At 71.4% G+C, this 25,180-nt stretch carries 18 protein-coding genes; 4 read left to right on the top strand and 14 right to left on the bottom strand.

Annotation, left to right across the window (positions count from 1 at the left end):
- Position 1 precedes the first annotated feature (1 nt).
- Together xdhC and ASH01_RS04570 are read left to right on the top strand one after the other, a co-directional pair.
- On the top strand, positions 2–835 hold the full coding sequence (gene xdhC / locus ASH01_RS04575; RefSeq protein WP_056771852.1) for a xanthine dehydrogenase accessory protein XdhC: 834 nt from the start codon (positions 2–4) through the stop codon (positions 833–835).
- A complete protein-coding gene (locus ASH01_RS04570; RefSeq protein WP_056771848.1) occupies positions 832–2,142 on the top strand; it encodes a guanine deaminase in 1,311 nt (436 codons plus the stop codon). The genes xdhC and ASH01_RS04570 overlap by 4 nt, the downstream gene beginning before the upstream one ends.
- Before the next feature lie 77 nt (positions 2,143–2,219).
- On the opposite strand, the gene ASH01_RS04565 is transcribed toward ASH01_RS04570, so the two are convergent.
- From ASH01_RS04565 to ASH01_RS04555, 3 genes are all read right to left on the bottom strand, one after another.
- Positions 2,220–3,560: a nucleotide disphospho-sugar-binding domain-containing protein gene (locus ASH01_RS04565; protein ID WP_056771845.1), complete on the bottom strand. Its 1,341-nt coding sequence runs from the start codon at positions 3,558–3,560 to the stop codon at positions 2,220–2,222.
- Positions 3,557–5,749 (bottom strand): glycosyltransferase, encoded by a 2,193-nt coding sequence (locus ASH01_RS04560; RefSeq protein ID WP_056771842.1) that lies wholly within the window; start codon positions 5,747–5,749, stop codon positions 3,557–3,559. The genes ASH01_RS04565 and ASH01_RS04560 overlap by 4 nt, the downstream gene beginning before the upstream one ends.
- A 117-nt stretch (positions 5,750–5,866) precedes the next feature.
- Positions 5,867–6,853, bottom strand: a complete 987-nt coding sequence (locus ASH01_RS04555; RefSeq protein ID WP_056771839.1) for a helix-turn-helix domain-containing protein — start codon at positions 6,851–6,853, stop codon at positions 5,867–5,869.
- Between the two features lie 232 nt (positions 6,854–7,085).
- Here ASH01_RS04555 and ASH01_RS04550 point away from each other — a divergent pair, with 232 nt between their 5' ends.
- Entirely contained in the window at positions 7,086–10,832 is a 3,747-nt protein-coding gene (locus ASH01_RS04550) for a S8 family peptidase (RefSeq protein ID WP_082619392.1), read from the top strand.
- A 21-nt stretch (positions 10,833–10,853) separates the two neighbouring features.
- A complete protein-coding gene (locus ASH01_RS23830) occupies positions 10,854–10,982 on the top strand; it encodes a hypothetical protein (RefSeq protein ID WP_268807394.1) in 129 nt (42 codons plus the stop codon).
- Between the two features lie 22 nt (positions 10,983–11,004).
- Here the strand turns inward: ASH01_RS23830 and ASH01_RS04545 are convergent, their stop codons facing one another.
- The 11 genes from ASH01_RS04545 to ASH01_RS04495 form a co-directional block, all read right to left on the bottom strand.
- Positions 11,005–12,501: an NAD-dependent succinate-semialdehyde dehydrogenase gene (locus ASH01_RS04545; RefSeq protein WP_056771831.1), complete on the bottom strand. Its 1,497-nt coding sequence runs from the start codon at positions 12,499–12,501 to the stop codon at positions 11,005–11,007.
- A gap of 83 nt (positions 12,502–12,584) precedes the next feature.
- A complete protein-coding gene (locus tag ASH01_RS04540) occupies positions 12,585–13,604 on the bottom strand; it encodes an alpha-hydroxy acid oxidase (RefSeq protein WP_056771829.1) in 1,020 nt (339 codons plus the stop codon).
- Positions 13,601–14,815 (bottom strand): metabolite traffic protein EboE, encoded by a 1,215-nt coding sequence (gene eboE, locus ASH01_RS04535; RefSeq protein ID WP_056771825.1) that lies wholly within the window; start codon positions 14,813–14,815, stop codon positions 13,601–13,603. Before eboE ends, ASH01_RS04540 begins: the two co-directional genes overlap by 4 nt.
- Positions 14,812–15,510 carry an E3 binding domain-containing protein gene (locus tag ASH01_RS04530; protein WP_056771823.1) on the bottom strand — a complete coding sequence of 233 codons (699 nt, stop codon included), beginning with the start codon at positions 15,508–15,510 and terminating at the stop codon, positions 14,812–14,814. The genes eboE and ASH01_RS04530 overlap by 4 nt, the downstream gene beginning before the upstream one ends.
- A gap of 95 nt (positions 15,511–15,605) precedes the next feature.
- On the bottom strand, positions 15,606–16,583 hold the full coding sequence (locus ASH01_RS04525; RefSeq protein ID WP_056771820.1) for an alpha-ketoacid dehydrogenase subunit beta: 978 nt from the start codon (positions 16,581–16,583) through the stop codon (positions 15,606–15,608).
- Positions 16,571–17,635: a thiamine pyrophosphate-dependent dehydrogenase E1 component subunit alpha gene (locus ASH01_RS04520; protein ID WP_056771817.1), complete on the bottom strand. Its 1,065-nt coding sequence runs from the start codon at positions 17,633–17,635 to the stop codon at positions 16,571–16,573. Before ASH01_RS04520 ends, ASH01_RS04525 begins: the two co-directional genes overlap by 13 nt.
- Entirely contained in the window at positions 17,632–19,062 is a 1,431-nt protein-coding gene (locus ASH01_RS04515; protein ID WP_235509523.1) for a M24 family metallopeptidase, read from the bottom strand. The genes ASH01_RS04520 and ASH01_RS04515 overlap by 4 nt, the downstream gene beginning before the upstream one ends.
- Positions 19,063–19,135: 73 nt before the next feature.
- On the bottom strand, positions 19,136–20,212 hold the full coding sequence (locus tag ASH01_RS04510; RefSeq protein ID WP_056771816.1) for a 2,3-butanediol dehydrogenase: 1,077 nt from the start codon (positions 20,210–20,212) through the stop codon (positions 19,136–19,138).
- 87 nt (positions 20,213–20,299) lie between these two features.
- Positions 20,300–22,921, bottom strand: a complete 2,622-nt coding sequence (locus ASH01_RS04505; RefSeq protein WP_082619390.1) for an ATP-binding cassette domain-containing protein — start codon at positions 22,919–22,921, stop codon at positions 20,300–20,302.
- Positions 22,918–24,024, bottom strand: a complete 1,107-nt coding sequence (locus ASH01_RS04500) for a substrate-binding domain-containing protein (RefSeq protein WP_056771813.1) — start codon at positions 24,022–24,024, stop codon at positions 22,918–22,920. The genes ASH01_RS04505 and ASH01_RS04500 overlap by 4 nt, the downstream gene beginning before the upstream one ends.
- A gap of 55 nt (positions 24,025–24,079) precedes the next feature.
- Positions 24,080–25,090 (bottom strand): ABC transporter permease, encoded by a 1,011-nt coding sequence (locus tag ASH01_RS04495; protein ID WP_056772700.1) that lies wholly within the window; start codon positions 25,088–25,090, stop codon positions 24,080–24,082.
- Positions 25,091–25,180 lie beyond the last annotated feature (90 nt).

The raw sequence follows: 25,180 nt of genomic DNA, 5'->3' as shown, positions 1-25,180 counted from the left end.
CGTGCACTGGCTCTCGGCAGCCCAGCGGCTGCGTGCGGACCGGATCCCCGGCGTGCTCGTGACGGTCGCGGCCGTCCGCGGCCACGCCCCGCGCGAGCCTGGCGCCAAGATGGTCGTCTCGCCCGACGACGCGTGGGGCAGCATCGGCGGTGGCAACCTCGAGGCGACGGCCGTCGAGCGGGCGCGCGCGATGCTCGCCCGGGGCGAGGTCGCTCCCGAGCAGCTCGACCTGGCGCTCAACGAGCGCGCCCCGGTCGAGCACGGCCAGCAGTGCTGCGGTGGCGAGGTGTCGCTGCTGCTCGAGCCGCTGCCCGTCGTGCCCTCCGTGGCGATCTTCGGGATGGGGCACGTCGGCGCCGAGCTGGCGCGCATCCTCAGCCGACACGACCTCGAGCTGCACCTCGTCGACGGCCGGGCCGACCGCGTGGCCGCGGGACGACTCGCGGGGCTCGCCGACGCCGTGGCCGGCGTGCACGTCCACCACGCGCCCGTGCCGGAGCTCGTGCTCGGGCAGGTCCCGCGCGGCACGCACGTGCTCGTCATGACCCATGACCACGCCGAGGACGTCGCGCTGTGCGACGCCGCCCTGAGGTGCTCGCACCTGGGCTCGATCGGGCTCATCGGGTCGTCGGTGAAGTGGCGCCGTTTCGAGCAACGCCTTGCGGCAGAGGGCCATTCGGCGCAGGACCTGGGCAGGATCACGACGCCGATCGGGGCGCCCGGGCTCGCCGGCAAGAGCCCGGCGACCATCGCCGTGGCGGTCGCGGTCGACCTGCTCGCGGCCTTCGAGCGGGAGCGGCAGCTCGAGCGCCCGACGCCGGGCACCCGTCCGTGACGATCTTCAGGGTGCGCGTCCTCGACACGCCGACGAGCCCCTTCGCCGGAGGCATGCTCCGGTCCGACGACGACTGCGGGCTGCTCGTCGGGGACGGCGTCATCACGGCCCGCGGCCCCTTCGACGTGGTGCGCGCGGAGCATCCCGACGAGCCGGTCCTCGACCTGCGCGAGGGTCTGCTCCTGCCGGGGCTCGTCGACACGCACGTGCACTTCCCCCAGGTGCGCGTCATCGGCGGGCTCGGCCTGCCGCTGCTCGACTGGCTGGACCGCTATGCCCTGCCGGAGGAGATGCGGCTCGCCGACGTCGACCACGCCCGGGGCGTGGCCCGTGACTTCGTGGCGGGGCTCGTCGACGCCGGGACGACGACCGCACTCGTCTTCGGGGCCCACCAGGCCCCGGCCGTCGACGTGATGTTCGAGGCGGCCGACCACTGGGGCCTGCGGGTCGCGACCGGCCTCGTGACCTCGGACCGGCTGCTGCCCGAGCCGCTGCTCACGACCCCCGAGCGCGCCTACGCCGAGTCGCGCGAGCTCGCGGCCCGCTGGCACGGCAAGGGCCGGCTGCGCTACGCCGTCACACCACGCTTCTCCCTCTCGGCGAGCGAGGGGGTGCTCGAGGCCTGTGCCGCCACCTTCGCCGAGGTGCCGGGGTCGCTCTTCACCTCGCACCTCAACGAGAACCTCCACGAGATCAGCGAGGTCGCCACCCTCTTCGGCGGGGCCTCCTACGTGGACACCTACGACCGCTTCGGCCTCGTCACGCCGAGGTCGGTGCTCGCTCACGACGTCCACCCGACCGATGGCGAGCTGAGCACGCTCGCCGGGCGCGGCGCCGCCGTGGCGCACTGTCCCACGAGCAACGCGGCGCTCGGCAGCGGGCTCTTCCCGCTCCGTCGTCACGTCGAGGCCGGGGTTCGCGTCGCCCTCGGCTCGGACGTCGGCGCCGGCACCGGCTTCTCGCTGTTCAAGGAGGGACTGCAGGCCTACTTCGTCCAGCAGCTCCTCGGCCAGGACGGGATGCTGCTGACCTCGGCCCACCTGCTCTGGCTCAGCACCGGGGCGGGCGCCGACGCGCTCGGGCTCGGTGACGACGTGGGTGACCTCTCGGTCGGCAAGCAGTTCGACGCCGTCTGGGTGCTGCCCGAGTCCGGCGACCCGCTCGCCGTGGGCCTCGACAACGCATCGTCCCCCGACGACGCGCTCTCCAAGGTCTTCGCGCTGGGGACGACCTCCGACGTCGGCGGCGTGTGGGTCGGGGGCGAGCAGATCGCCGCCGGCCGGTGGCGGAGCCCACGCCCACGCTGACGTGCCCCCGCCCGACCGAGGGTGTATGCCGCCGCCCCACCTGCCGGGGTGGACGTCCCCACGCGCCGGGGTGAGGCTCAGAGCGTTGCGGGACCGCTCCCGCCTGCGGGCGTGGTCTGCCGCGTCAGTGCGTCGCGGGCCCGAAGGGGGCCCGGATGCTCGCGCATCGACGCACCCAGCCGGTGTAGCCCCGCGCGGTCCACGGAGTCCGCGGGACCCATCAGGCGCTCGGCGGCCGAGCGGATCGCAGCGGCGTCGGCGCGGTTGGGGTCGAGCACCTCGCCCAGCCGCTGCACCTCGACGGCGGCGGCGCCGGCGAACTGGTCGGTGGAGAGGGGGAGGAGGAGCAGGGGGACGCCGGCTGTCAGTGACTCGGTGACGCTGTTGTTGCCGCCGTGCGAGACGGCCACGGAAGCGTGACCGAGCAGGGTCACCTGCGGGAGCATCTCGCGTACGAGCCACGACTCCGGGAGAGCACCCAGCAGGGGACGCGGCGTCGACCCGTGGGCCAGGGCGACGCGGACGTCCAGCGGGCGCAGCGCCTCGACGATCGTCGCGAGCAGGTCGGAGCGGGCGGAGAGGAAGCTGCCGAGGCTGACGTAGACGACCGGCTGGTCGCTGCGGCCGAGCCACGCCTCGACCTCCTCGTCCGGGGCCTCGGCCCGCACCGCGGAGCCGAGGAAGGTGTGGCGCGGGAGCAGGGCGGTGCGGTCGTGGTCGTGCAGTTCCGCGGGGTAGTTGAGCATGAGGACGTCGCCGGTCTCGGCGAAGGCGTCGACGCTCGGCGTGGCCCCCGGCGACAGCTGCGCCAGTGCGGTGTTCCACTGCGCGGTGAAGTCGTCGCGCACCTGCTCCGAGAGGCGCCGCAGCTCGGCGAGCGCGTCCGGCCCGGGCGTGAAGGCACGCGGCCAGGCAGGCGGGTAGCCGTAGACCTCGTCGCCGACGGTGAGAGCGGACGGGTGACCCAGCACGACGTCGGCGTGGCTGGTGCCCCTGCTGGCGAGACCCAGTCGCGCACCGAAGGCGAGGTGGTCGACGACGACCGTGTCCGGGCGCACCCGGTCGACGACGTCGTGCACGGCCCGGGCCACGCCCACGGCGTTCCAGAGGAGGTCGTCACCGCGCGCCCGGGCCTGGTAGGCCAGCGTCTCGACGGCGCCGAGCCGCGTCGCCTCGAAGAACCCACGGAGCGAGTCGTCCTCGCCCGCCGGTTGCTCCTCGGCCCGGATGACGCCCGGGTTCGAGCCGCGTCCCAGCTGCAGGTGCTCGCGCTCGTAGCCGAAGGCGGTGACGAGGGTATCGGTGGCCGTGCCGGTGGCGACGACGACGCGCTCACCCGCATCACGCCAGGCCGTGGCGAGGGTGGCGAGAGGGTAGAGGTGGGAGGCGTAGTCAGGGCTGATGACGAGCAGCGTCACGAGGCTCCCTCCACGGCGTCGGAAAGGCGCGGCTCGCCCGCTCGCTGCGGCGCCACCTCACGGTAGACCCCGGCGAGCGACGCGGCCATCGTGTCGATGCCGAACCGCGTGCGCACCATGTCCCGGGCCTGCGCCTTCCGGGTGTCGGCGGCCGGTGCGGCTGCGAGGTCGAGGGCGGCGTGGGTCGCGCCCGCGAGGCCGGCGGCACTGGACGTGTCGGCGAGGATGCCCGTCTTCCCGTGGGCGACGTAGGTCGCCGGGCCCCCGCCGTCTGGTGCGACGACGACGAGCCCGACGGCCATCGCCTCGAGGATCGCGATGCCGAACTCCTCCTTGAGGCTCGCGCTCACGTAGACCCCGGGCGGCGCCGTGTCGCCCGGACGTCCGCGCAGCCGCGCGAGCCACGCGATGGTCGTCGCGTTGGGACGGTGCCCGGCCACGAGCAGCCCCAGGTCGGCCGCCTCGGCGGCAGGCACGACGGCGTCGATCCGGGCCAGCTCGGCTGCCTCCTCGTCGCTCGGGTGGTCGAGGTCGCCGCCCACGACGAGCAGGTTGCAGCGCTCGCGCAGCCGGGCGTCGTCGCGCCAGGCCCGCACGAGGGTCGCCATCCCTTTGACGGGATTGAGCCGACCGACCGACACGACGGTCGGCAGGGCTCGGCGGTCGTCGGGGAGGGTGTCGAGGAGGGTGTCGAGCTCGTCGAGTGCGGATGCGACGCCGGACCCGCGGCGACGTCCCGACCCATCGAGGGTCTCGCCGACGATGCGGTCGACACCTGCCACGTCGATGCCCTCGCCGACGACGGTGAGGCGGTCTCGCTGCACGTCGATGTCGATCCCGAGGTAGCGCCGCAGGTCGTCGCCGACCCGTGGGCGCGGGAAGAGCACGAGGTGGGAGGCGCGCGCGGCGAGGTCGCGCAGCAGCTGGTCGCGGAACCACAGGTGCTCCACGAGATCGGCTTCGTCGAACCCGGCACGGGTCAACGTCCCGGCGTGGTCCCGCGCGTCGATGAGGGCCTGGGGGTCGGGCGCGACGGTCAGCACGACGGGGATGCCGAGCTCGTCCGCCACTTCTGCGGCGGCCATGGACCCGACGTCGGCCATCCGCAGGTGGATCGCGTCGACGCGACCGGCGGTCCGGAGGACCCGCCGGATCCCGCGGCGCGCCGCGACCCGCGCAGGCCACGCACGGCTCACCCCCACAGGACCCGACAGCGGCACCTTGGCGTAGTGGTGGCCCCTCGCGAGCAGCGAGGAGCCGAGGTGGCCACCGGGCGCGGCGGACGGACGTCCTGAGGGGAACTGGGTCGGCTCGGGGCTGCCGCCCGACACGGTGATGACCCGAGCCATCGCGGGCTCGCCGCGCAGCAGGGCGTCCCCGAGGTGCACGAGCAGCGTGGCGATGCCGCCCGTGTCGCCCCGGCCGGAATGGTGCAGCTGCCCGTCGATGTCGGAGTGGAGGAAGAGCTGCACGACGGTCAACCCGTCGGGCACGGGCGGTGCGGGGGTCGGACGCAGGTCGAAGAGGGCGAGCCGGGCGGTCTGGGCCAGAGGGCCGACCGTGCGGGCCAACGACACGAGGAGCGCCTCGGCGCTGTGGTCGGCCGCGGGTCCGTCGCCGAGGGCGGCCGTCGCGGCCGCGCGCACCGGGAGCGCCTCGGTGTCGTCTGCCGCGAGAGCCACGAGCGCCGTCGTGGTCGCTGCGCCGGGCACCAGCCCCAGTGTCTCGGCCAGTCTGGCGCGGCCGTCGTCGTCGGCCGTTGCCGCCAGGCGGGTCAGCACGGCACCACGCACCCGGTCCGGCTGCCGCACCGCCCAGCTCTCGAGGGTGCGCTGGGCCAGCATCCCAGTGAAGCCGCCGTCGCGGCTCGCGCTGACGAGGTGGGGCAGCGCCTCGTCGACGGGAGCCGTGTGCCGCAGCGCGTCGAGCGCGTGCTCCGCCACGTGGCGCCGCCCGTCAGCCACCAGGCGTGCGAGTGCTGGTGCCGCGGTGGGGTCGTCACAGACGCCGAGCGCGTGGACGGCGGCGAGGGCGGTCAGGGGATCGTCGGAGAGCGTGGCCGAGATCAGGTCACGGACGGCGTCACCGTCCGCCTGCGCCGTGACATCGGTGAGCGTCGACGCTGCCCGCATGGCTTCGAGGAGGGTGGGAGCGGTCCGGACCGCCTCGAGCGCGGAGCGGGGGTCCATGGCTCCGACCTTAAGCGTCCGATCGCAAAGATGTACAACCCTTGTCCAACGTTGGCCGAGCAGGCGAGCAGGCGGCACCGGCACCCGCCTCAGCGGTCGGGGGCGGAGACCGTCGAGCTACGGTCGGCGGAGCCAGCCCTTCTCGTGTGCCGCCCAACCCAGCTGGATGCGGCTGTTGGCACCGGTGGCATCCATGAGCGACCGGACCCGGCGCTGGACGGTGCGTAGCCCGACGTCGAGCTGCCGCGCGACCAGGACGTCGGAGGCGCCGGCGATGAGGAGCGAGAGCACCTGGAGGTCGGTCTCGTCCGGACCCGGGGCCGTCTCCACGAGCTCGTCGCTCTCCGGAGACACGAAGTTGAGCGGCCAGGCTTCGCGCCAGACGAAGTCGAAGAGCGACAGGAGGGACTGGACGAGCCCGGTCGAGTGGATGACGAGGGCCGCCGGCTCCGGGGAGTCGGCGTCAAGGGGCACCATCGCGGTGCGACGGTCGGCGATGACGAGCTTGGTCGGGACACGGTCGCTGATCCGCACCTCCTCGTCGCGGCGTATCACCGCCACCAGCTCGGTCTGCGACGTCTGCTCCAGCACGTCGCGCTCGAGCACGACCCGGTACCGGACGCCGCGGGCCGCCGCGATGTCCTCGGCCTGGTTCTCCGCCGCCGTCACGGCCGTTGGGTTGTCGGTGACGAGGACGCAGACCTCCTCGACGGCGCCCAGCTGCAGCTGGTGGAACCGCTGTCCGACCGCGCCGGCCCCGACGACCACCTCGACGAGATCGTGAACGCTCCCCGCAGCATCGGTGCGGTGCGCCTCCGCCAGCCGTGCGGCCACGAGCTCAGCCTGATCGAGCTCGTGACGGCGGTCGTTGAGGAGGGCGCGCAGCGCGATCCCCGGTGGCGCCGCTACCCAGCGGCCCGGCGTGGCGGCCGACTGTGCCACCAGTCCCATGCGCTCCAGCCCGACGAGACTCTCCTCGACCTCCGCGCTCGAGAGCTGGCAGCGATGGGTGAGGTCGTCGACGGTCGTGCCACCCAGCCCGACCAGCGTGCGGTAGAGCGTGGACTCCGCCGGGCCGAGGCCCAGCGCGGCAAGCGCTTCCACGCCGGCTCCTTCCGGTACGTCCTACGTCGTTCGGGCGGGTGGCGCACCTGCGCCATGACGCATAACCGCCGCACGCACATTCTTCCCGACGATTCGCTCCTCGGGCACTGTGGCTCGCGGCGCCGGAGTCCCACCCCGGGCGCCACCCTCACGCAGCGTGACCCGAACAGCGGGCTCGCGCCACACTCCCCGGAGGACCAGCATGCGCCCCATCTGGCGTCACACCCTAGGGGTGGCAACGGTTGCCATCGTTGCCGCCACCGCGGCCGCCCCCACCTCGGCCTTCGGCCAGGACTCAGGTGCCACACCCCGCCCGATCGTCGGATCGTCCGCTTCCCACGCGGCGAGCGACGCCCCCAAGACCGTCACCCTGATCACGGGCGACAAGGTCCTCGTCACCGGGGCAGGCACCAACGCGCCGATCGTCACCGTGCTGCCGCGCGAGGACGGCACCGTGCCTTCTGTCGAGACGCGCCGGGTCGGCAAGGACGTCTACGTCTATCCCGCCGATGCCGTGGACGCCCTGGCCTCGGGCAAGGTGGACGAGGAGCTCTTCAACGTGACCGGGCTCGTCGCCATGGGCTACGACGACGCCAGCACCGACAGCGTGCCGGTCATCGCGCGCTACACCACTGACCTCAGCCGGGCCCGCTCGGCACCGGTCACCCCGAAGGGCGCGGCGAAGGGCCAGACGCTGCACTCGATCGACGGCATCGCGCTCAAGGCCGGCAAGGCGCAGGCCGCTCACTTCTTCGCCGACGCGACGGACCCGTCCACCGCGGCGGGTGCCAAGATCGAGAAGATCTGGCTCGACGCCAAGGCGTACGCCACCCTCGACCAGTCGACCAAGCAGGTCAACGCCGACCAGGCCTGGGCAGAGGGCCTCAAGGGGGCCGGCACCAAGGTCGCCGTCCTCGACACGGGCGCCGACGCCGAGCACCCTGACCTGCAGGGTCGGATCGTGGCGTCCAAGGACTTCACCGGCTCAGCGGGTGGAGCGCTGTCGGACGTGCACGGTCACGGCACGCACACCGCCTCCACCGTCGGCGGGTCCGGCGCGGCGAGCGATGGCGTCGAGAAGGGCGTCGCGCCCGAGACCCAGCTGCTCATCGGCAAGGTGCTCGGTGACAACGGTGGTGGTTCCGACTCGATGATCATCGGCGGCATGGAGTGGGCGGTCTCGCAGGGCGCCGACGTCGTGTCCATGAGCCTCGGGAGTAATGGGGCACCTGCCGCCTGCAACGACCCGATGTCGTCCGCTGCGCAGGAGCTCGCCACCACGAGCTCCACCCTCTTCGTCATTGCGGCGGGCAACACGGGCTCGGCGAACAACACGGTCTCGGCTCCCGGCTGTGCTCCCGCCGTGCTGACGGTGGGCGCCGTGGACCGTCAGGACGTGCCGGCATGGTTCTCCAGCCGCGGGCCCACAGCGGTCGACCACACCCTCAAGCCGGAGATCTCGGCGCCGGGCGTCGGCATCACCGCCGCCCGCTCAGGCGGGCGGGGCGACAACGCGTACGTCGCGATGTCGGGCACGTCGATGGCGACGCCGCACGTCGCCGGTGCCGCCGCCATCGTCAAGCAGACGCACCCGACCTGGACCGGGCAGCAGCTCAAGGCGGCCCTCGTGTCGTCGGCGAAGTCCGATGTTCCCGGTGACGTCCGCGCGCAGGGCGCGGGTCGACTGGATGTGATCGCCGCGGCGAAGGCCCCGGTGATCACCATGCCGGTGCAGGCCGGGACGTTCGCGTGGCCGCACACGAGCGCCCAGGTCACGACCATCGACCTTCCCTACACCAACGTCACCGACCAGCCGGTCACTCTCAAGCTGTCCGTCGCCGGTGTCACGGGTGACGACGGTTCCGCCGTCACGTCGACGCCGGCCGTCCTCGGAGCGTCGTCGGTGACCATCCCCGCTGGTGGCACCGTCAAGGTCCCGCTGAAGGTCGACCCGACCGCGAAGCTCGCGGCTGCGCAGTACGGCGACGTCACGGGCCGCATCCTGGCCACCGGCGGCGCCGACGTGTCGACGCCCTTCTCGCTGTACGTCACTCCCCAGACGGTGCGGCTCACCGTCCGGATGAAGGACCGCCTCGGTCAGCCCGCCAACCTGGGTTCGAGCGTCGACGTGGTCAACATCGACTCCATCAAGGCACAGCGCGCCTTCAACAACGGCGCCGCGGAGCAGACGTTCCAGGTGCGTCCCGGCACCTACTTCCTGTCGAGCTTCGTCAGGAGCCCCGACCCGACCTACCTGACCCCGAACACCGTCGGCTCCATCGCCTACTTCGGCCGACCGGAGATCAAGATCACCGGCGACACGACCGTCGACTTCGACGCGACGAAGGCGCACCTGCTGTCGGTCAAGACGGACCGGCCCAGTGAGCCCAAGGCCTCGGTCCTCTCGTTCTCCCGCACGTGGGACGACACGTGGATCCACGCCGGCTCCCTCAGCAGTGGCTCGACGACGACCGCCGTGTACGCCGACGTGCAGGGCAACCCCCAGCAGGGCACCTGGGAGTTCGGTGACTGGTCGCGCCGCTACGCGCCTGCCGTCGAGTCCCTGTCGGTCGTCGCAGGACCGGTGCTGCACCCGATCGCGGCGCCGAACGCGGCGCCGGGCCTCGACGGTGTCGGCACTGCGGGTCTCGTCGACGGCGGTACCGGCTCGATCTTCGACCCCGCCCGCGTGGGGGGCAAGGTCGTGCTCGTCAAGGTCAGCACCGCCGGCGTCTCTCCGTCGATGGTCAACCGGGCTCGCGCGGCCAGTGTCAGGGCCCTGCTCGCGTACGCTCCGGCTCCCGGCAAGTGGCTGCCGGTGGCCGGGTTCACGCCGCTCAGCGTGGCGACCTACTCCCTTCCGATGGCCGAGGGCGACCAGCTCCAGGCGCTCCTTGCCACCGCCCCCGTTGGTCAGCTGACGCTCTCCTGGAAGGCGACGGCCAGCAGCCCGTACGTCTACAACCTCGGCTTCACCCAGTCGACCCCGCTGACCGACGACAAGACGTTCGTCGCCCAGGACAAGAAGCTCGGCCGCACGGAGGCGGACTACAAGGGCATGGGTGTCGACACGCCGCTCCTGGACTACGTCTATGCCGGTCGTGACAACGGCGTCACCTTCGGTGTCTCCGCCTATGAGGCGGTCCACGTCGCGACCAAGCGCACCGAGTTCTACACCGACGGCGGCACGAAGTGGCTGCACTACCTCACCTCGAGCTTCCCCTTCGGAGAGGCGATGACCGAGGCCTGGCGCACCTACCCGTCCGGCAGCGTCCGCACCGACAGCTGGTACGGCGGCATCGTCGCCCCGGCTGCGATCAAGAACGACCAGGGCCTCGAGCAGCTGACGGCCGAGCGGCAGGGTGGCCTGATGGGCTTCGCCCCCCAGATGTGGGGCGACGACTTCGGGCACGTGGCCAACCCCGGCAGCTTCGGGGACGAGGGCAACCTCACGCTGCGCCGCAACGGCGAGGAGATCGGCTACAGCTACACCCCCAACGGCGTCTTCGAGGTGCCGGCCGAGGACTCGGCCTACGAGCTGGAGATGAACACCGGCAAGTTCGGGAGCCCGGCGCGTCAGTGGGCCCGATCGACCGAGGTCAAGACGACGTGGCGCTTCCGCTCCGCGCTCGACCCCGACACGTTCTCGGTCGGTCTCCCGCTGCTCTTCCCGCGGGTCGGCCTGCCCGAGGAAGGCAGCAAGACCCTCGGCGCCTCGGCGGGGCAGGTGCTGCCGATCCGGGTCACCGGTCACGGCGGCTACGCCCCTGGTGACATCGTCTCGGCGACGTTCGCCTTCTCCTACGACGGTGGCACGACGTGGACGGACGCCGCGGTGTCCAGCAACGCCGGGGCGTGGAGCGCGGTCGTCGACCACACGGGTGCCAGCGGGAAGACGGTCACCACGCGAGTCGAGGTGACCGACAGCAAGGGTGCTTCGGTGACGCAGGTCGTCAAGTCGGCCTACGCGGTGCGCTGACGAAGCGCCAGATTTCTCGACATGGCGGATGCCGTCCCCTCCCAGGAGGTGGGCGGCATCCGCCCATGGCTCGGCGCACCTGCCCGCTGGGAGGTTGACCACGAACCCGGCTGGCTCGTGGCCGAGGTCATCTCGCGCGCCGGGGAATGAGGGCGCGGCGGCGGACCGACCCTCATCCGAATGCAGCGAACGGGTCGGCCACGCCGATGTAGCAGGTCTCGAGGTACTCCTCGATACCTTCACGTCCTCCCTCGCGGCCGAGGCCGGACTGCTTCACGCCGCCGAACGGAGCTGCCGGGTTGGACACCACGCCCGTGTTGAGGCCGAGCATCCCGGTCTCCAGACGTTCGCCCATCCGGAGCCCTCGGTCGAGGTCGCGGGTGTAGACGTAGCAGACGAGTCCGAACGGCGTGGCGTTCGCGAGGCGGACGGCCTCGTCCTCGGTGTCGAAGGGAACGATCGAGGCGACCGGCCCGAAGATCTCCTCGTCGAGGATGTCCGCGCCGGCTGGCACGTCGGTGAGGACAGTGGGCGGGAAGAAGTGGCCGGGTCCGTCGAGTGCCCGGCCACCGAGGGCGAGACGGGCGCCCGCGGCGACGGCTCCGTCCACGAGACGGCCCACCCTGGCGACGGCCGCGGCGTTGATGAGGGGACCCAGGCGTGTGGCCGGGTCGGTGCCACGACCGACCGTGACGGAGGACATCCGTGCTGCGAGGGCCTGTCCGAACTCGTCGGCGAGACTCCGGTGCACGAGGAAGCGGTTGGCGGCGACGCAGGCCTCACCGCCGTTGCGCAGCTTGGCGGCGAGCGCTCCCTCGACGGCGGCGTCGAGGTCGGCGTCCTCGAAGACGATGAAGGGGGCATTGCCTCCGAGCTCCATCGAGACCCGGAGCACCTGGTCGGCCGAGGCGGCGATGAGCCGCCGGCCCACCGGTGTCGAGCCGGTGAACGACAGCTTGCGCAGCCGCGCGTCCGACAGCAGCGGGCTGCTCACCGACCCCGGGTCGGTCGTGGGGATGACGTTGAGGACACCCGGCGGCAGGCCGGCGTCCTCGAGGACCTCGGCGAGGAGCAGGGCGCTCAGTGGGGTCAGCTCGGCAGGCTTGAGGACCATGGTGCAGCCTGCGGCGATGGCCGGAGCGATCTTGCGGGTCGCCATGGCGAGCGGGAAGTTCCACGGTGTGATGAACAGGCACGGCCCGACCGGTCGCCTCGTGACCAAGAGGCGGTTGGCTCCGTCGGGAGCCGTGGAGTACCGGCCGGAGATCCGCGTTGCCTCCTCGCTGAACCAGCGGAGGAACTCGGCCCCGTAGCCGACCTCGGCGTGCGCCTCGGCGAGGGGTTTGCCCATCTCGAGGGTCATCGTCAGCGCGAAGTCCTCGGCGCGGATGGTCACGAGCTCGAAGGCCTGGCGGAGGATCTCGGCCCTGTCGCGCGGTGGAGTGCGCCCCCATGACGGCTGGGCGGCGTGCGCCGCAGCGAGCGCGCGGTCGCCGTCGTCGGGTCGCGCGTCGGCGACGGTGGCGAGGACGGTCTCGGTGGAGGGGTCGACGACCTCGAACCGGCCACCGTCGGCAGCCTCGGTCCACCGGCCGTCGATGTAGAGCCCGGTGGGGATCCGAGCCAAGAGAGCGCGTTCGGTCTGGTCCGTGACCGCTGTCGTCGTCATGTCGTCACTTCCTAGGTGGGGGAGAGGGAGGGCGGCTCGCGCAGCGCAGCACGGCATACGCCCGTGCGGGAGCGCCGCTCGTCCTACCGGCGCACGAGGTCGGGCCCGACGTCGGTGCACGACGGGCAGCCGGCGAGCGCAAGCGCCTCCTCGACCTCCGAGGCCATGTCGACGAGAAGGTCTCGCACCCTGTCGGACCCGCCGGTGGCGAGGGCCCAGATGACCGGTCGTCCGATGAGCACGGCTCGCGCTCCGAGGGCGAGCGCCTTGAGGACGTGCGATCCCGTGCGGACACCCCCGTCGACGTAGACCTCCACCTGGTCGCCGACGGCCTCGACGACCTCCGGAAGGGCCAGGGGCGCCGGGACGACCCCGTCGAGCTGCCGCCCTCCGTGCGTCGACACGACCACCGCAGAAGCGCCGGCGGCCACGCAGTCCCGGGCGGCTTCCGCGGTCAGCACGCCCTTCGCCACGACGGGCAGCCCACTGTTCTCGGCGAGTCGTTCGAGATCGCGGGGGCCGACGTCCTCGGCCTGCATGAGCCGTGGATCGGCGACGTGGCGGTGGTCGAGCGACTCGATGATCCCGGTGCTCGGACGGGAGACAGGGAGGCCGGCGCGCTTGCGAGCCACGCGGGGGGTGTCGACGGTGACCACGAGAGCCAACGCACCGGCGGCGGCGGCACGGCGGCCGACCTCGTCGGTGACGCCGCGGTCCTGCAGCACGTAGAGCTGCTGCCAGAAGGGACCGGCAGCGGCGGCGACAGCCTCCACCCGGGTGCTCGACCTCATCGACAGCACGAGGAGACTGCCCGCCGCCCGGGCCGCCCGGGCGACCCCGACCTCACCCTCGGGGTGGGCCAGCCGGTGCATGGCAGTGGGGGCGACGAGGACGGGCGAGGTGATCGGATGTCCGAGCACCTGAGACGCCGCCGAGGTCGCCGACACGTCCCGCAGCACCCTCGGCCGCAGCAGCACCTCGTCCCAGGCCCGCTCCTGCCGCGCGAGGGTGGTCTCGTCCCCTGCGCCCGCGGCGAAGTAGGCGAACACGTCTCGCGGGAGGGCGGCCTCGGCCCGGTCCCGCAGGGAGGCATGGTCGATCATCGCCCCGCGTCCAACCGATCCAGCTCGGCGCGGATCCACTCCAGCTCGCGCGAGACGTAGTCGACGATGTCGCCGTTCTTGAGGTGCGCGGGCAGCACGTCCCACGTGTAGGTCTCGATCTCGAGGTGGTCCGAGAGCGGGGTCCGGGCGTGCACCTCGAGCGCGGCCACGATGCCGGCCCGCGTCGTGCTGAGTCCGTCCAGGTCCTCGAGGAAGATCGGTACGTGGAAGTGCGTCCGCCACTCGCGAGGACCCCCTGCGGGGTCGGCGCGCCAGGCCCTGATGGCGTCGGCGAGGTGGAGAAACCGCGTGAGGCGCCCGTCTCGTCGCTCCGTCGTCTGGCTGAGGTAGATCGTGTCCGTGAACGCCTCGAGGGCGTCCACGGTGGAGTCGGTGACGTCCGGCACGCGGAGCGCGGCTGCGGCCTGCAGCTTGAAGACCGGGACCCCGGCCTCGGAGAGCAGCTCCAGCGACTGGGCGATGTCCTCGAACTGCACGGACTGGTGGCAGATGTCGAAGACGACGCCGAGGTGGCGACGGACCAGCCCCGCGACCTCGCTGACGGGGAGTCCCGTGAGCCGGCACAGGGTTTCCGTCCCGGTCGAGGACCAGACGTCCTCGCGGAACCAGTCCACCGTCTCCGGGGTCGTCTCGAGGAAGCAGGCAGGCTCCGGCTCCAGCGCGAGCTTGACTCGCCGCCCCGTCCTGCGCTCGAGGTCGACGAGGTGTGCCACCACGGTGAGGACGTTCTCGGTCAGCGTGGCGCGGTCCGCGGTCTTCAGCACCTTGGGTCGGAAGGCGAGCGGCGACGTCTGGATGGACGGTGACACGTGGGACGGGCAGACCTCGGCGAGGATGTCGGCGACCTGGCAGGTGTAGCGGACCCGGTCAGGATCCGACCAGTCGGGCTCGTACACCTCCTCCATCACGACACGACCCTTGAAAGGGCCGTAGGGGAAGGCATTGACGGTGTAGACGTACATGTCGTTCTCGCCCAGCCAGACCCGCAGACGTTCCAGCTCGCCCGGGTTGTCGGTCAGCGTCTGCGCCGACGAGGCGGACAGACGGAGCGAGACGGCATACGACGTGTCGGGCGACACCCTCCGCTTCACGGCCGGCGCGTAGGTCATGAGGCTGTCGCGCATCTCCGGCCAGGTGTCGCCCGGGTGCACGAGGGTGGAGTACGCGAGGTGCTCGGTGCGGGCGTTCACGACGACCTCCCGCTCTCGTGGGCCTCGAGGCGCTGACGCACCTGGGCGAGCAGCCGGGCTGCGCTGGCACCGGCCAGATGCTCGTCGACGGTGAGAGCGAGGTGCACGAAGGAGCCGATCCCGATCCCGCGTCCACCGTCGGGGAGCTCGACGACGGTGGGCCGGTCGACGACGTCTCCGCACGAGAGCGCGACGACCACGCCGTCCTCGAGCACGGGGACGTCGAACAGGACGCCGGTGCCCCGGAGGTCGTGGACCGACAGCTCGGGCCGGGAGGCCTGCCCCTCAGAGCCGTTCAGGGGTGTGTCTGCGGCTCCGAGGACCCGCTGGATCCCCTGCACTCCCAGGTCGTGGGCGTTGACGACCGTCCGTGGCGCGCCCCCGGGCGGCCCGTGCACCGACACCGTCGTACGGACGACCTCGGCCGTCGCCGCGCGGACGGACCGGACCGTCCGGACCGACGACTCGACGAGGCAGGCGAGCAGGTCAGGTGAGGTCGTCAGACGGGTGACCTCCGCCTCGGTGACCGCGGTGTAGCAAGCGCGCACCGTGCCGGAAGCGGCGACCGGAGAGGCGAGCGGGAGCTCCGCCATCGAGGCCGCCCGGTTCACGTCGTCCGTCGTGACCCGGCCGCGCGGACCGGTGCCGGTGAGTCCCCCGACGTGGACGCCCCGGTCGTGCGCCAGACGGCGCACCCGGGGAGAGTGCACCTGCCGGGGGCGGTGGCCACCTGAAGCGCGAGGGGCCGGCCGACCCCCGGGGAGGAAGGGCGCCAGCGACGGCGGCACGCTCACGACTGCAGCGCCTTCTCGACGGTCCTCGCGACGCTCTCGGCGGACGGCATGACGAGGTCCTCCAGGGAGTCGGCGGACGGCAGCGGGATGTGCGGGGTCGTGATCCTCTGCACCGGTCCGTCGAGGTCCCAGAACGCCTCGTCGGCGACGAGCGACGCGATCTCGGCACCCCAGCCGAGCAGCTGGGGGTTCTCCTCGACGGTGAAGAGCCTGCCGGTCCTGGCGACCGAGTCGAGGATCGTCCGGGTGTCGAGTGGTACGAGGGAGCGCACGTCGATGACCTCGGCATCGATGCCGCGGGTGGCCAGGTCCTCCGCAGCGGCCAGCGCCCTCGGCACCATCATGCCGAGCGCCAGGATGGTCGCGTCGCGACCGGGGCGGCGCACCTTGGCGGTGCCGAGCGTGTCGATGATCTCGCCGTCGGGCACCTCGCCCTTGGCGGCATACAGACCCTTGTGCTCGCAGAAGATCACCGGGTCGTCGTCCCGGATGGCCGCGGCCATCAGGCCGACGACGTCCTCGGCGGTCGACGGCGTCACGACCTTGAGCCCCGGGATGGCCATGGCCCAGTTCTCGATCGACTGCGAGTGCTGGGCCCCGAAGCGCAGGCCTCCGCCGTTGCCTGTCTTGATGACGAGCGGCATGGTCACCTGACCCGCCGTCATGTAGCGCGTCTTGGCGATCTGGTTCACCACGATGTCCCAGCACACGGCGAAGAAGTCCGAGAACATGATCTCCGCGACCGGTCGTAGCCCGGTCATCGCCGCGCCCATGGCCGCGCCGAGGATGGCCTGCTCACTGATGGGTGTGTCGATGACCCGCTTCGGGCCGAACTCGTCGAGCAGGCCGACCGTCGTCTTGAAGACGCCGCCGGCCCCGGCGATGTCCTCGCCGACGACGACGACCCGCTCGTCGCGGCGCATCTCCTGTGCGATGCCGCGCGCGACGGCATCTCGGTAGCTCAGTTGCGCCATGACCATCCTCCATCAGCCCAGACATCGGTGAACGCGCTCTCGGGAGAGGGGAGCTCGCCGGCGATGGCTCCCTCGGTGGCCGCATCGACGAGCGCGAGAGCCGTCGCGTCCATGGCGTCGAGCTCGGCTTCCGACACGCCGAGCCGCCCCAGTCGCTCGCGGTAGATCGTGAGTGGGTCGTACGCCTTCCAGGCGTCGACCTCACCGGTGGGACGGTACTTCCCGGGGTCGGCGCGCGAGTGCCCTCCGTGGCGGTAGGTCAGGGCCTCGACGAGCGAGGGGCCCCGGCCCGAGCGCGCCCGGTCGAGGGCTTCGAGCGCGGCGAGGTGGACGGCGTCGGCGTCGTTGCCGTCGACGACGATCGACTCGAGTCCGTACGCCGCGGCCCGGTCGGCCGCCGGGTGCGCGACGGCGGTGATGTCGCGGATGGACGTGTACTCCATGTAGAGGTTGTTCTCGCACACGAAGACGACCGGCAGGCGGTACACCGCGGCGTAGTTGAGGGCCTCGTGGAAGGCGCCGATGTTGGTGGTCCCGTCGCCGAAGAAGCAGACGGCCACCTGGCCCGACCCGCGGTACTGCGCGGACCACGCAGCTCCGTTGGCGATCGTCAGGTGGGCCCCGATGATGGCGTAGGAGCCCATCATCCCGTGCTCGACGCTCGTGAGGTGCATCGAACCGCCCTTGCCTCCCATCAGGCCGTTGGCCCGTCCGAGCAGCTCGGCGAGCACCGGTGTCATCGGCACACCCCTCGCGAGGGTGTGTGCGTGGCCGCGGTACGTGGCGAAGGTGTAGTCGTCCTCCTGCATGGCGGCTCCGAAACCCGCCGCGATCGCCTCCATGCCGAGCGACAGGTGGCTCGTGCCCTTGACCAGCTGTTTCATGAAGAGGTCGTAGGCGCGCTTCTCGAAGGTCCGCATCTCTCGCATCGAGCGGTAGAGCTGTCGCCGCGTGTCCAGGTCGACATCGAGGGCGTCGTTGCTGTCGCTGCGCTCCGGTGGGAGCACGACGCCGTGCTCGCCGTAACGGTGCTCCGCCAGGGGCAGTCTCATGCGCCGACCTCCGCCGGGGTGGAGCTGTTCCTCGTGCTGGCGTCGGCGTCGGCGTCGGAGTCGGCGTCGGAGTCGGCGTCGGAGTCGGCGTCGGTGGCGCGCGGCGCGCGGTTGAGGTGGGACTGGCTGTCGCGCATCGTCGGCAGGTGTCCGCCGGTCGTGAAGTAGCGCTTGCCGGCCACGAGCAGCTCCTCGGCAGGGAACTTCGTGATGACCTCGCAGCCCGTGGCGGTCACGACGACCTCCTCCTCGATCCGGGCCGCCCCCCAGCCGTCGGCCGCTGGCCAGTAGGTCTCGAGGGCGAAGACCATGCCCTCCTCCAGCGTCTCCGGGCTGTCGAAGGAGGTGAGGCGACTGAAGATCGGCCGCTCCCAGATCGACAGGCCCACGCCGTGGCCGTACTGGAGCGCGAAGGCCGCCTCCTCGTCGGCGAAGCCGAACTCCTGCGCGGTGGGCCACAGGGCGACGACGTCAGCCGTCGTCACGCCGGGCTTGACGATGTCGATCGCCCGGTCCATCAGCTCGCGACAGATGGTGTACGCGTCGCGCTGAGCCCGTGATGCGCTGCCCACGGCGAAGGTCCGGTAGTAGCAGGTCCGGTAGCCCATGTGGCTGTGCAGGATGTCGAAGAAGGCCGGGTCGCCGGGCCGGATCAGCCGGTCGGTGAAGACGTGTGGGTGCGGTGAGCACCGTTCTCCCGAGATGGCATTGACCCCCTCGACATGCTCCGAACCGAGGTCGTAGAGCGTCTTGCTCACCAGGCCGACGCACTCGTTCTCACGGACGCCCGGACGGAGGAACTCGTAGAGGTTCTCGTAGGCAGCGTCCACCATCGACGCTGCCTGCGTGAGCAGGCCGATCTCGTCCCCGGTCTTGATCCGCCTCGCCTCGAGGAAGACCTGCTGTCCGTCGACGACGTGGAAACCCGCCGCCTCGAGCGCGAAGAGGACCGGCGGCTCGACGATGTCGACGCCGATGGCCTGGCCGTCGAGCCCGAAGTCGCGCATCACCTGGGCGACCTTGGCGGCCACGTCCGCGGCGCGCCCTGCCCCGGGGGAGATCGCGCCGCGCAGCGTGGAGATGCCCGCGCGGGCGCCGTAGTGGTCTCCCCGACCCGCAGCCGCGTGCGGCTCGTCGAGCCAGGTCGACTGCAGCTGGTGGTGACGGGCGGCCGACCCGAAGTCCCACAGGACGGGGTCCCCCCCGCGGGGGAGAATGGCGAAACGGATCATCTTGTCCATCGCCCATGTCCCGATGTGGGTCGCGGTCATGTAGCGGATGTTGTGGAAGTCGAAGGTCAGCAGGGCGCCGAGGTCCGACCGGTCGAGCTCCGCCTTGAGCCGGGCCAGGCGCTCGCGGCGCAGCCGGTCCAGGTCCAGGCGACTCTCCCAGTCGACCGCGTTCGTGCCGTACGTCGGTGACACCATGACTACTCCTCGAGAACGTGGATGGATCGGCAGCTGGTCGGTCGCGGCCGGTGGCGCAGGGTCGTGGCCCCGGTCAGGCCGGCGTCGCGCCGGTCGGTGACACGAGGATCTTGAGCTGGTCGCCCGACGGGTTCACGAGGACGTCGAAGCCGTCCGGGACGACCCGCTCCAGCTCGATCTGGGCCGTGACGGCCTTGGCGACGGGGTACTTCCCCGAGGCGATGAGCCGGATGATGCGGGGCCAGTCGGTGATGAGGTAGCACCAGCTGCCGACGTAGCTGATGTCCTTCTCCGACAGCCGCATCGCGTCGATGGTGGCCGGCTTGGTGTGCAGGCCGGTCTGCACGATCGAGCCACGCGTGCGCACACTGTTCATCGCCGTGGTCAGGCCCGGGGTGCTGCCCGAGCACTCGGCGACCACGTCGACGCCGGCGCCTCGGGTGAGCTGTGCGATCGACTCGGCGAACCCGTCCGAGGTCGGGTCGAGGACCGGACCGACGTCGAGGGAGGCCGCGAGCGCTGCGCGGTTGGGATTGGGTTCGGCGATCACGACGGTCGCAGCGCCGAGGGCATCGGCGTAGAGGGCCGACAGCACGCCGATGGGGCCGGCGCCGGTGACGAGCACGATGTCGCCACCACGGATCCCGACCCTGTCGATGCCGTATGCCGCCACGCTGGCCGGCTCGACGACGGCACCCTCCACGTCCGACACCTCGTCGGGGAGGGTCGAGACCTGGTACTCCTTGAGCACGGCGTACTGGGCGAGGCCCCCGGTCTCGGCGGAGAGCCCGGTGCAGGCGAACCGGACGCACAGGTGACCGAGTCCCTGCCGGCAGAAGGTGCATCGGCCGCAGACGATCGCAGGCATGATGCTCACCCGGTCGCCCACGGCCACGTCGGTGACCTGCGCGCCAACCTCCACGACCCGCGCGGAGAACTCGTGCCCGAGCGTCTGGGGGAGGGTCACCCCGGTCAGGGGGTGCGGCGTGGTCGGGGTGACGATGGGGCCCACGAGGTACTCGTGCAGGTCGGTGCCGCAGATGCCGCACCAGAGGACCTCGACGAGGACCTCGTCGGGCGCCTTGATCTCGGGGGATCCGACGTCCTCGATGCGGATGTCGGACTGTCCGTGGAAGCGTGCTGCGCGCACTTGAGTCTCCTCGGTGGTTGTCGTTGGATGACGGACCGCCCTGGCCCGCAGGGTGATTCGAAGGTCTGGTGATGGCGTCGAGCGCTGTCAGGCCCTGACTCGGCGCACTTGGCTGTAGATGACGGCGGCAGCCACGATGAGGGCGCCCTGGAAGAAGTACTGCCACGTCTGCGACAGGTCGAGGAAGACCATGGCGTTGAAGACCTGGACGATGAGCCCGGCGCCGAGCAGCGTGCCGATGAACGTGCCACGACCGCCCAGGAGGCTGGTGCCACCGAGGACCACCGCGGTGATGCTGCTCAGGGTGTAGCCCACGCCCTGAGCCGGGTCACCGATGCCGAGCTGGCCGAGCAGCACGATGGAGCCGAGGAAGACGAAGCAGGAGGCGGCGACGTAGGCCAGGACCGCAGTGCGGCTGACGTTGATCCCGACCCGGCGGGCGGCGTCCTCGTCGGATCCGATGGCGCGCAGCCGCAGGCCGGGGCCCCGCCTGCGCAGGGCGTACTCGAGCACCACGGCCGTGACGACGAGCAGCAGGAAGACGACCGGTACGGGGCCGATCTTGGTCTTGACGAGACGGGTGACCGAGATCGCGATGTTCCCTCCGGGCGAGTCCCGGAGGAGGTAGCTGAGGCCCTGGATGCCGATGTAGCTCGCCAGGGTGGCCGCCACCGGGGTGAACTTGGCGAAGCGGATCAGGCTGCCGTTGGCGGCGCCGGTGGCGGCGGCGACCGCCAGCATGACGACCAGTCCCAGCGCCATGACCGCGGCCGATTTCTCGGCGGTCAGGAAGAACGAGCCGACGACGACCAGGAAACCGGCGAGCGGTCCGACGGAGAGGTCGATTCCCCCGGTCATGAGAACGATCGTCTGCCCGAGGGCGATGAAGCCGAGGGCCGCGCACGAGGTCATGACCGATGTCAGGTTGAAGGGTGCGAGGTATCGCGAGTTCTGCGACAGCACGAAGGCGCCGAGAAGGAGCATGACGAGCGCGAGGATGACGACCGGGGCATAGTCCCCGGTGAGGAAGCGGCTCCGCCGGGTCGAGACGGAGCTGACCGTCCGGCTGGCGCCGCCCTGGTGCACCGTCGCACTGACTGCCGAGTGGATGAGTCGTTCCTCGGTGACCTGAGCGCCCTCGACGACGTCGAGCACTGCTCCACGTGACATGACCAGGACGCGGTCGCAGAGTCCTTCGAGCTCCTTGGCGTCGGAGGACGCGACGACGACCGGCACGCCCGCGGCGGAGACCTCGCGCAGGATCCGGTAGATCTCCGCGCGCGCGCCGACGTCGACGCCCTGTGTCGGCTCGTCGGCCAGGACGATGGCGGGGCGGGAGAGCAGGGCCCGGGCGAGCACGACCTTCTGCTGGTTCCCTCCGGACAGGGCCGAGACGACGGTCTCGGCTGAGGCGGTCCTGACGTCGAGAGCGGTGAGCTCCGCCCCGACGAGGGCGTCCTCCCGGCCGCGGCTCAGCAGGACACGACCCCGGAGACGGTCCAGGGCGGACAGGGCTGCGTTCTCGCGGACCGAGAGCGTCATCATGAGGCCCTCGTCGTGTCGGTCGGCCGGGAGGTAGGCCGAGCGCTTGCGCAGGTCGCGCGATGTCCGCGACGTGCCGCCGACCGTGACCGAGCCGGAGAAGGCCGTGAGCCCGGCGAGCGCCCGCAGCACCTCGCTCTGGCCGTTGCCCACGATCCCCGAGACGCCGATGATCTCACCGGCGCGCGCCGTGAAGGAGACGTCGGAGAAGCCGCCACCCGTGATCCCGTCCACGGAGAGGACCTCGTCACCCAGCTCGTCCTGCGGTGGCTTGACCGGGAAGGTCGACTCGAGCTGGCGCCCGACGATGAGCGACAGAAGCTCATCGTCGCTGATGGCCTCCACCTCGGCAGTGCCGCGTACCTTGCCGTCGCGCAGCACGGTGACGCGGTCCGCCAGCTCGCGGACCTCGGCGAGGCGGTGCGTGATGTAGACGACGGCGGTGCCGGTGGCTGCGGCCCGCCGCACGCGTTCGAAGAGCATGTCGACGGAGTCGGCGCCCAGCGGGGCCGTGGGCTCGTCGAGGATGAGCAGCTTGGGCTCCACCGCGAGCGCCTTGGCCAGCTCGAGGAGGTGGCGCTGGGCGACGCTGAGGTTGCCGACCCGGTCCTCGAGGTGGGCGCTCGAGCCGACATCGGCCAGCATCTGCTGCATCGTGCGGATCTGCTCCGCCCCGGTTCCGAGGACGGCACCGGGCACGGCGACCACGAGGTTCTCGGCAACGGTGAGGTCGGGCAGCACCGCTGGGTGCTGGTGGACGATCGCGATGCCGAGCTCGGTGGCCAGGGCGGGTGTCAGTCGCTCGATGAGCCGGCCCGCGCCGGTGATGGTGCCGGCGTCCGGGCTCACCTCACCGGAGGCGACCCCCATGAGGGTCGACTTGCCCGCGCCGTTCTCTCCCAGCAGGGCGTGGACCTCGCCCCGACGGATCTCCAGGGAGACGTCGGTGAGCGCTGCGACCCCGTCGTAGTTCTTGCTGATGCCGGAGAGGACCATCGCCGACTCGGCGATCACCGCGGTGTCTCTGGTCACGTCCAGTCCTTCGGTCGGCGTTTCGGTCGGCGTCTCGCTCAGCGTCTTGGTCTTGGTCTCGGTGGCGACATCGACGGGCACGGGGTCGGCCGGGCCGTCGGTCGTGACGGCACCGGCCGCCCCGTGCGGAGTCACTTGAGCAGCTTCGCCTGGTCCTGTCCGGCCATCTGGGCGGACAGGTAGATGTCACCGGGAAGGTCCTTCTTGCACGTCACCGGGCTGGGCTTGCCGCCGACCGAGTCCTCGAAGGCGGGAGCCTTGAACTGCTTCGACGCGGGGGGGGTGCCACCGGTCGCGAGGGCGACGGCCCACTGGACCGCCAGTCGGGCGTTGTCGTTGCCCGTGGCCACGGTGAAGAGCTTGAAGTCCGGGTTCTGTGCCTTGTGCGCCTCGTAGAAGCACGAGAGGACGTTGCCGTCCGACGTCGCCAGGGCAGGGATGGAGCGCCCGCTCTTCTCGAACTCCGGCAGAGCACCGACGAGGGACGGTCCGAAGTCGGACACGATCGCGTCGATCTTCGGGTACTTCGCGATGGCGGCACTCAGGACCTGCTGGGTCTTGGCGGGATCCCAGTTGGTGACCTCGAACGGCGCCTGCCCGATGAAGGTGTACTTCCCCGGGTCGAGGACCTCCTTCATGCCCTTGAGCTCGTCGAGGCCCTGGCTGTTGCCTGCGGGGCCGGACAGGAAGAGGATGTTGCCCCCGCTCGGCAGGGTCTTGGTGAGCCAGTCGGCCCAGTTCTTGCCGTCGGTGACGAAGTCGGCTCCCACCCAGACGTCGTAGTCCTTGCCGTCGGCGCCGCCCGGGTTGACCCGGTAGGGCACCGTGGTGACGCCGGCCTCCTTGGCGCTCTGCAGAGCAGGGAGCATGGCGTTGCCGGCGTCCGGGAACACGACGAGCGCGTTGACTCCCTTGGCGACCAGGCCCTGGATGTCGGAGATGGCCTTCTGGGTGTCGCCCTGACCGTCGGCGTAGGTGAAGCTCGTGACGCTCGGGCACTTGGCGATCTCGTCCTTGGCGGAGGCCGTCGTGACGAGACGCCAGCTGTTGCCGCCGAACCCGTCGGTCAGGCCCAGGGTGATCTGCTTGGAGCCGCACCAGGATGGCGCACCCGAGACGGTGCTGCCTCCGCTGGCGGCGGGAGAGGCGCCGTCGGACGAGCTGCCACAGGCTGCGAGTGCCAGGGCGGCGACGCTCGACACTGCGAGGACGCGGATGGCTGTGTTGGGTCGGGACATTGCGGATCGACCTTTCTGATGGTCATGAGCCGGGTGAGGGATGAAGCAAGAGGGGTCAGGCCGGGACGGTGCTGGCTGGACGTTGGGATCGCCGTCGCAGCCGCGACCAGTTGATGGTGTAGAGCGCGACACCGATCGCGAACGCGGCCGACTGCACGAGCGTCTTGCCCGCGAAGTCGAAGCCGAGGGCCAGCACGAACTGGTCCAGCTGGATCAGGAAGAGCGCCGCGACGGCTGTGGCGACGAGGTTGCCCCGACCGCCGAGCAGGGAGGTGCCTCCGAGGACGACCGCTGCCACCGAGGCCAGCAGGTAGCTGTCGCCCTGGTATGCCGTGGGCTTGTTGAGGATGCCGGCCAGGAGCAGGGCGCCCAGCCAGTAGAAGACCTGCGCGAAGACGTAGCCGCCGGCCTTGAAGCCCTGCACGCGCAGACCAGCAGCCCACGCCGCCGAGCCGTTGGCCCCGACCGCCTCGAAGCGACGTCCCGACGCCGTCTTCTTGACGACCACCGTGACGACGGCGGTCGCGAGCACGGCGACGAGGACCGCGTGTGGGATCCCGAGAGTGCTGTCACCGGCGAGCCGGGCGAGCAGGTCGGTGGTCTGGCGGGGGGTCCCCCCGGACACGGCCAGCACCGCGGCGTAGAGCAGCGCGTTGGTGCCCAGGGTGGCGACGATGGGGTTGAGGCCGAGGCGTCCGATGAGCAGGCCGTTGCCGAGCCCGGTGAGGAGCGAGACCCCCAGCGCGAGCAGGGCCGCCGGGAGCACCTTGGAGTCGTCGCCATAGGCCTGGTGGGTCACGATGACGATGACGAGTGACACCGAGCCTGCGACCGACAGGTCGATGCCGCCCTGCATGACGACGAGGGTCTGCCCGAGGGCGACGATGGCGAGCACGGCTGCGAACGGCAGCATGCTCTGGACCGCACCGGAGCTGACACTGCTCGGGGCGAAGATGAAGCCGGCGATGACGAGAAGGGCCAACGCCGCGACCACGGTCAGCAGTCCACGCGAGAGGCCCCGGGGGGTGCGGCGCGACGGGCTGACCGTCTCGTTCTTCGGATCCATGACCCACTCCTCGACACTGAGGGTTTCGATGCTGACCGTCCGGATCACGGGCAACCAAGGTGTTGGGTGAGACTGTACATAGAGCATTTG

The organism is Terrabacter sp. Soil811 (assembly GCF_001429655.1).
GTDB lineage: Bacteria > Actinomycetota > Actinomycetes > Actinomycetales > Dermatophilaceae > Terrabacter.
This window is presented reverse-complemented; position numbering and strand designations above follow the sequence as displayed.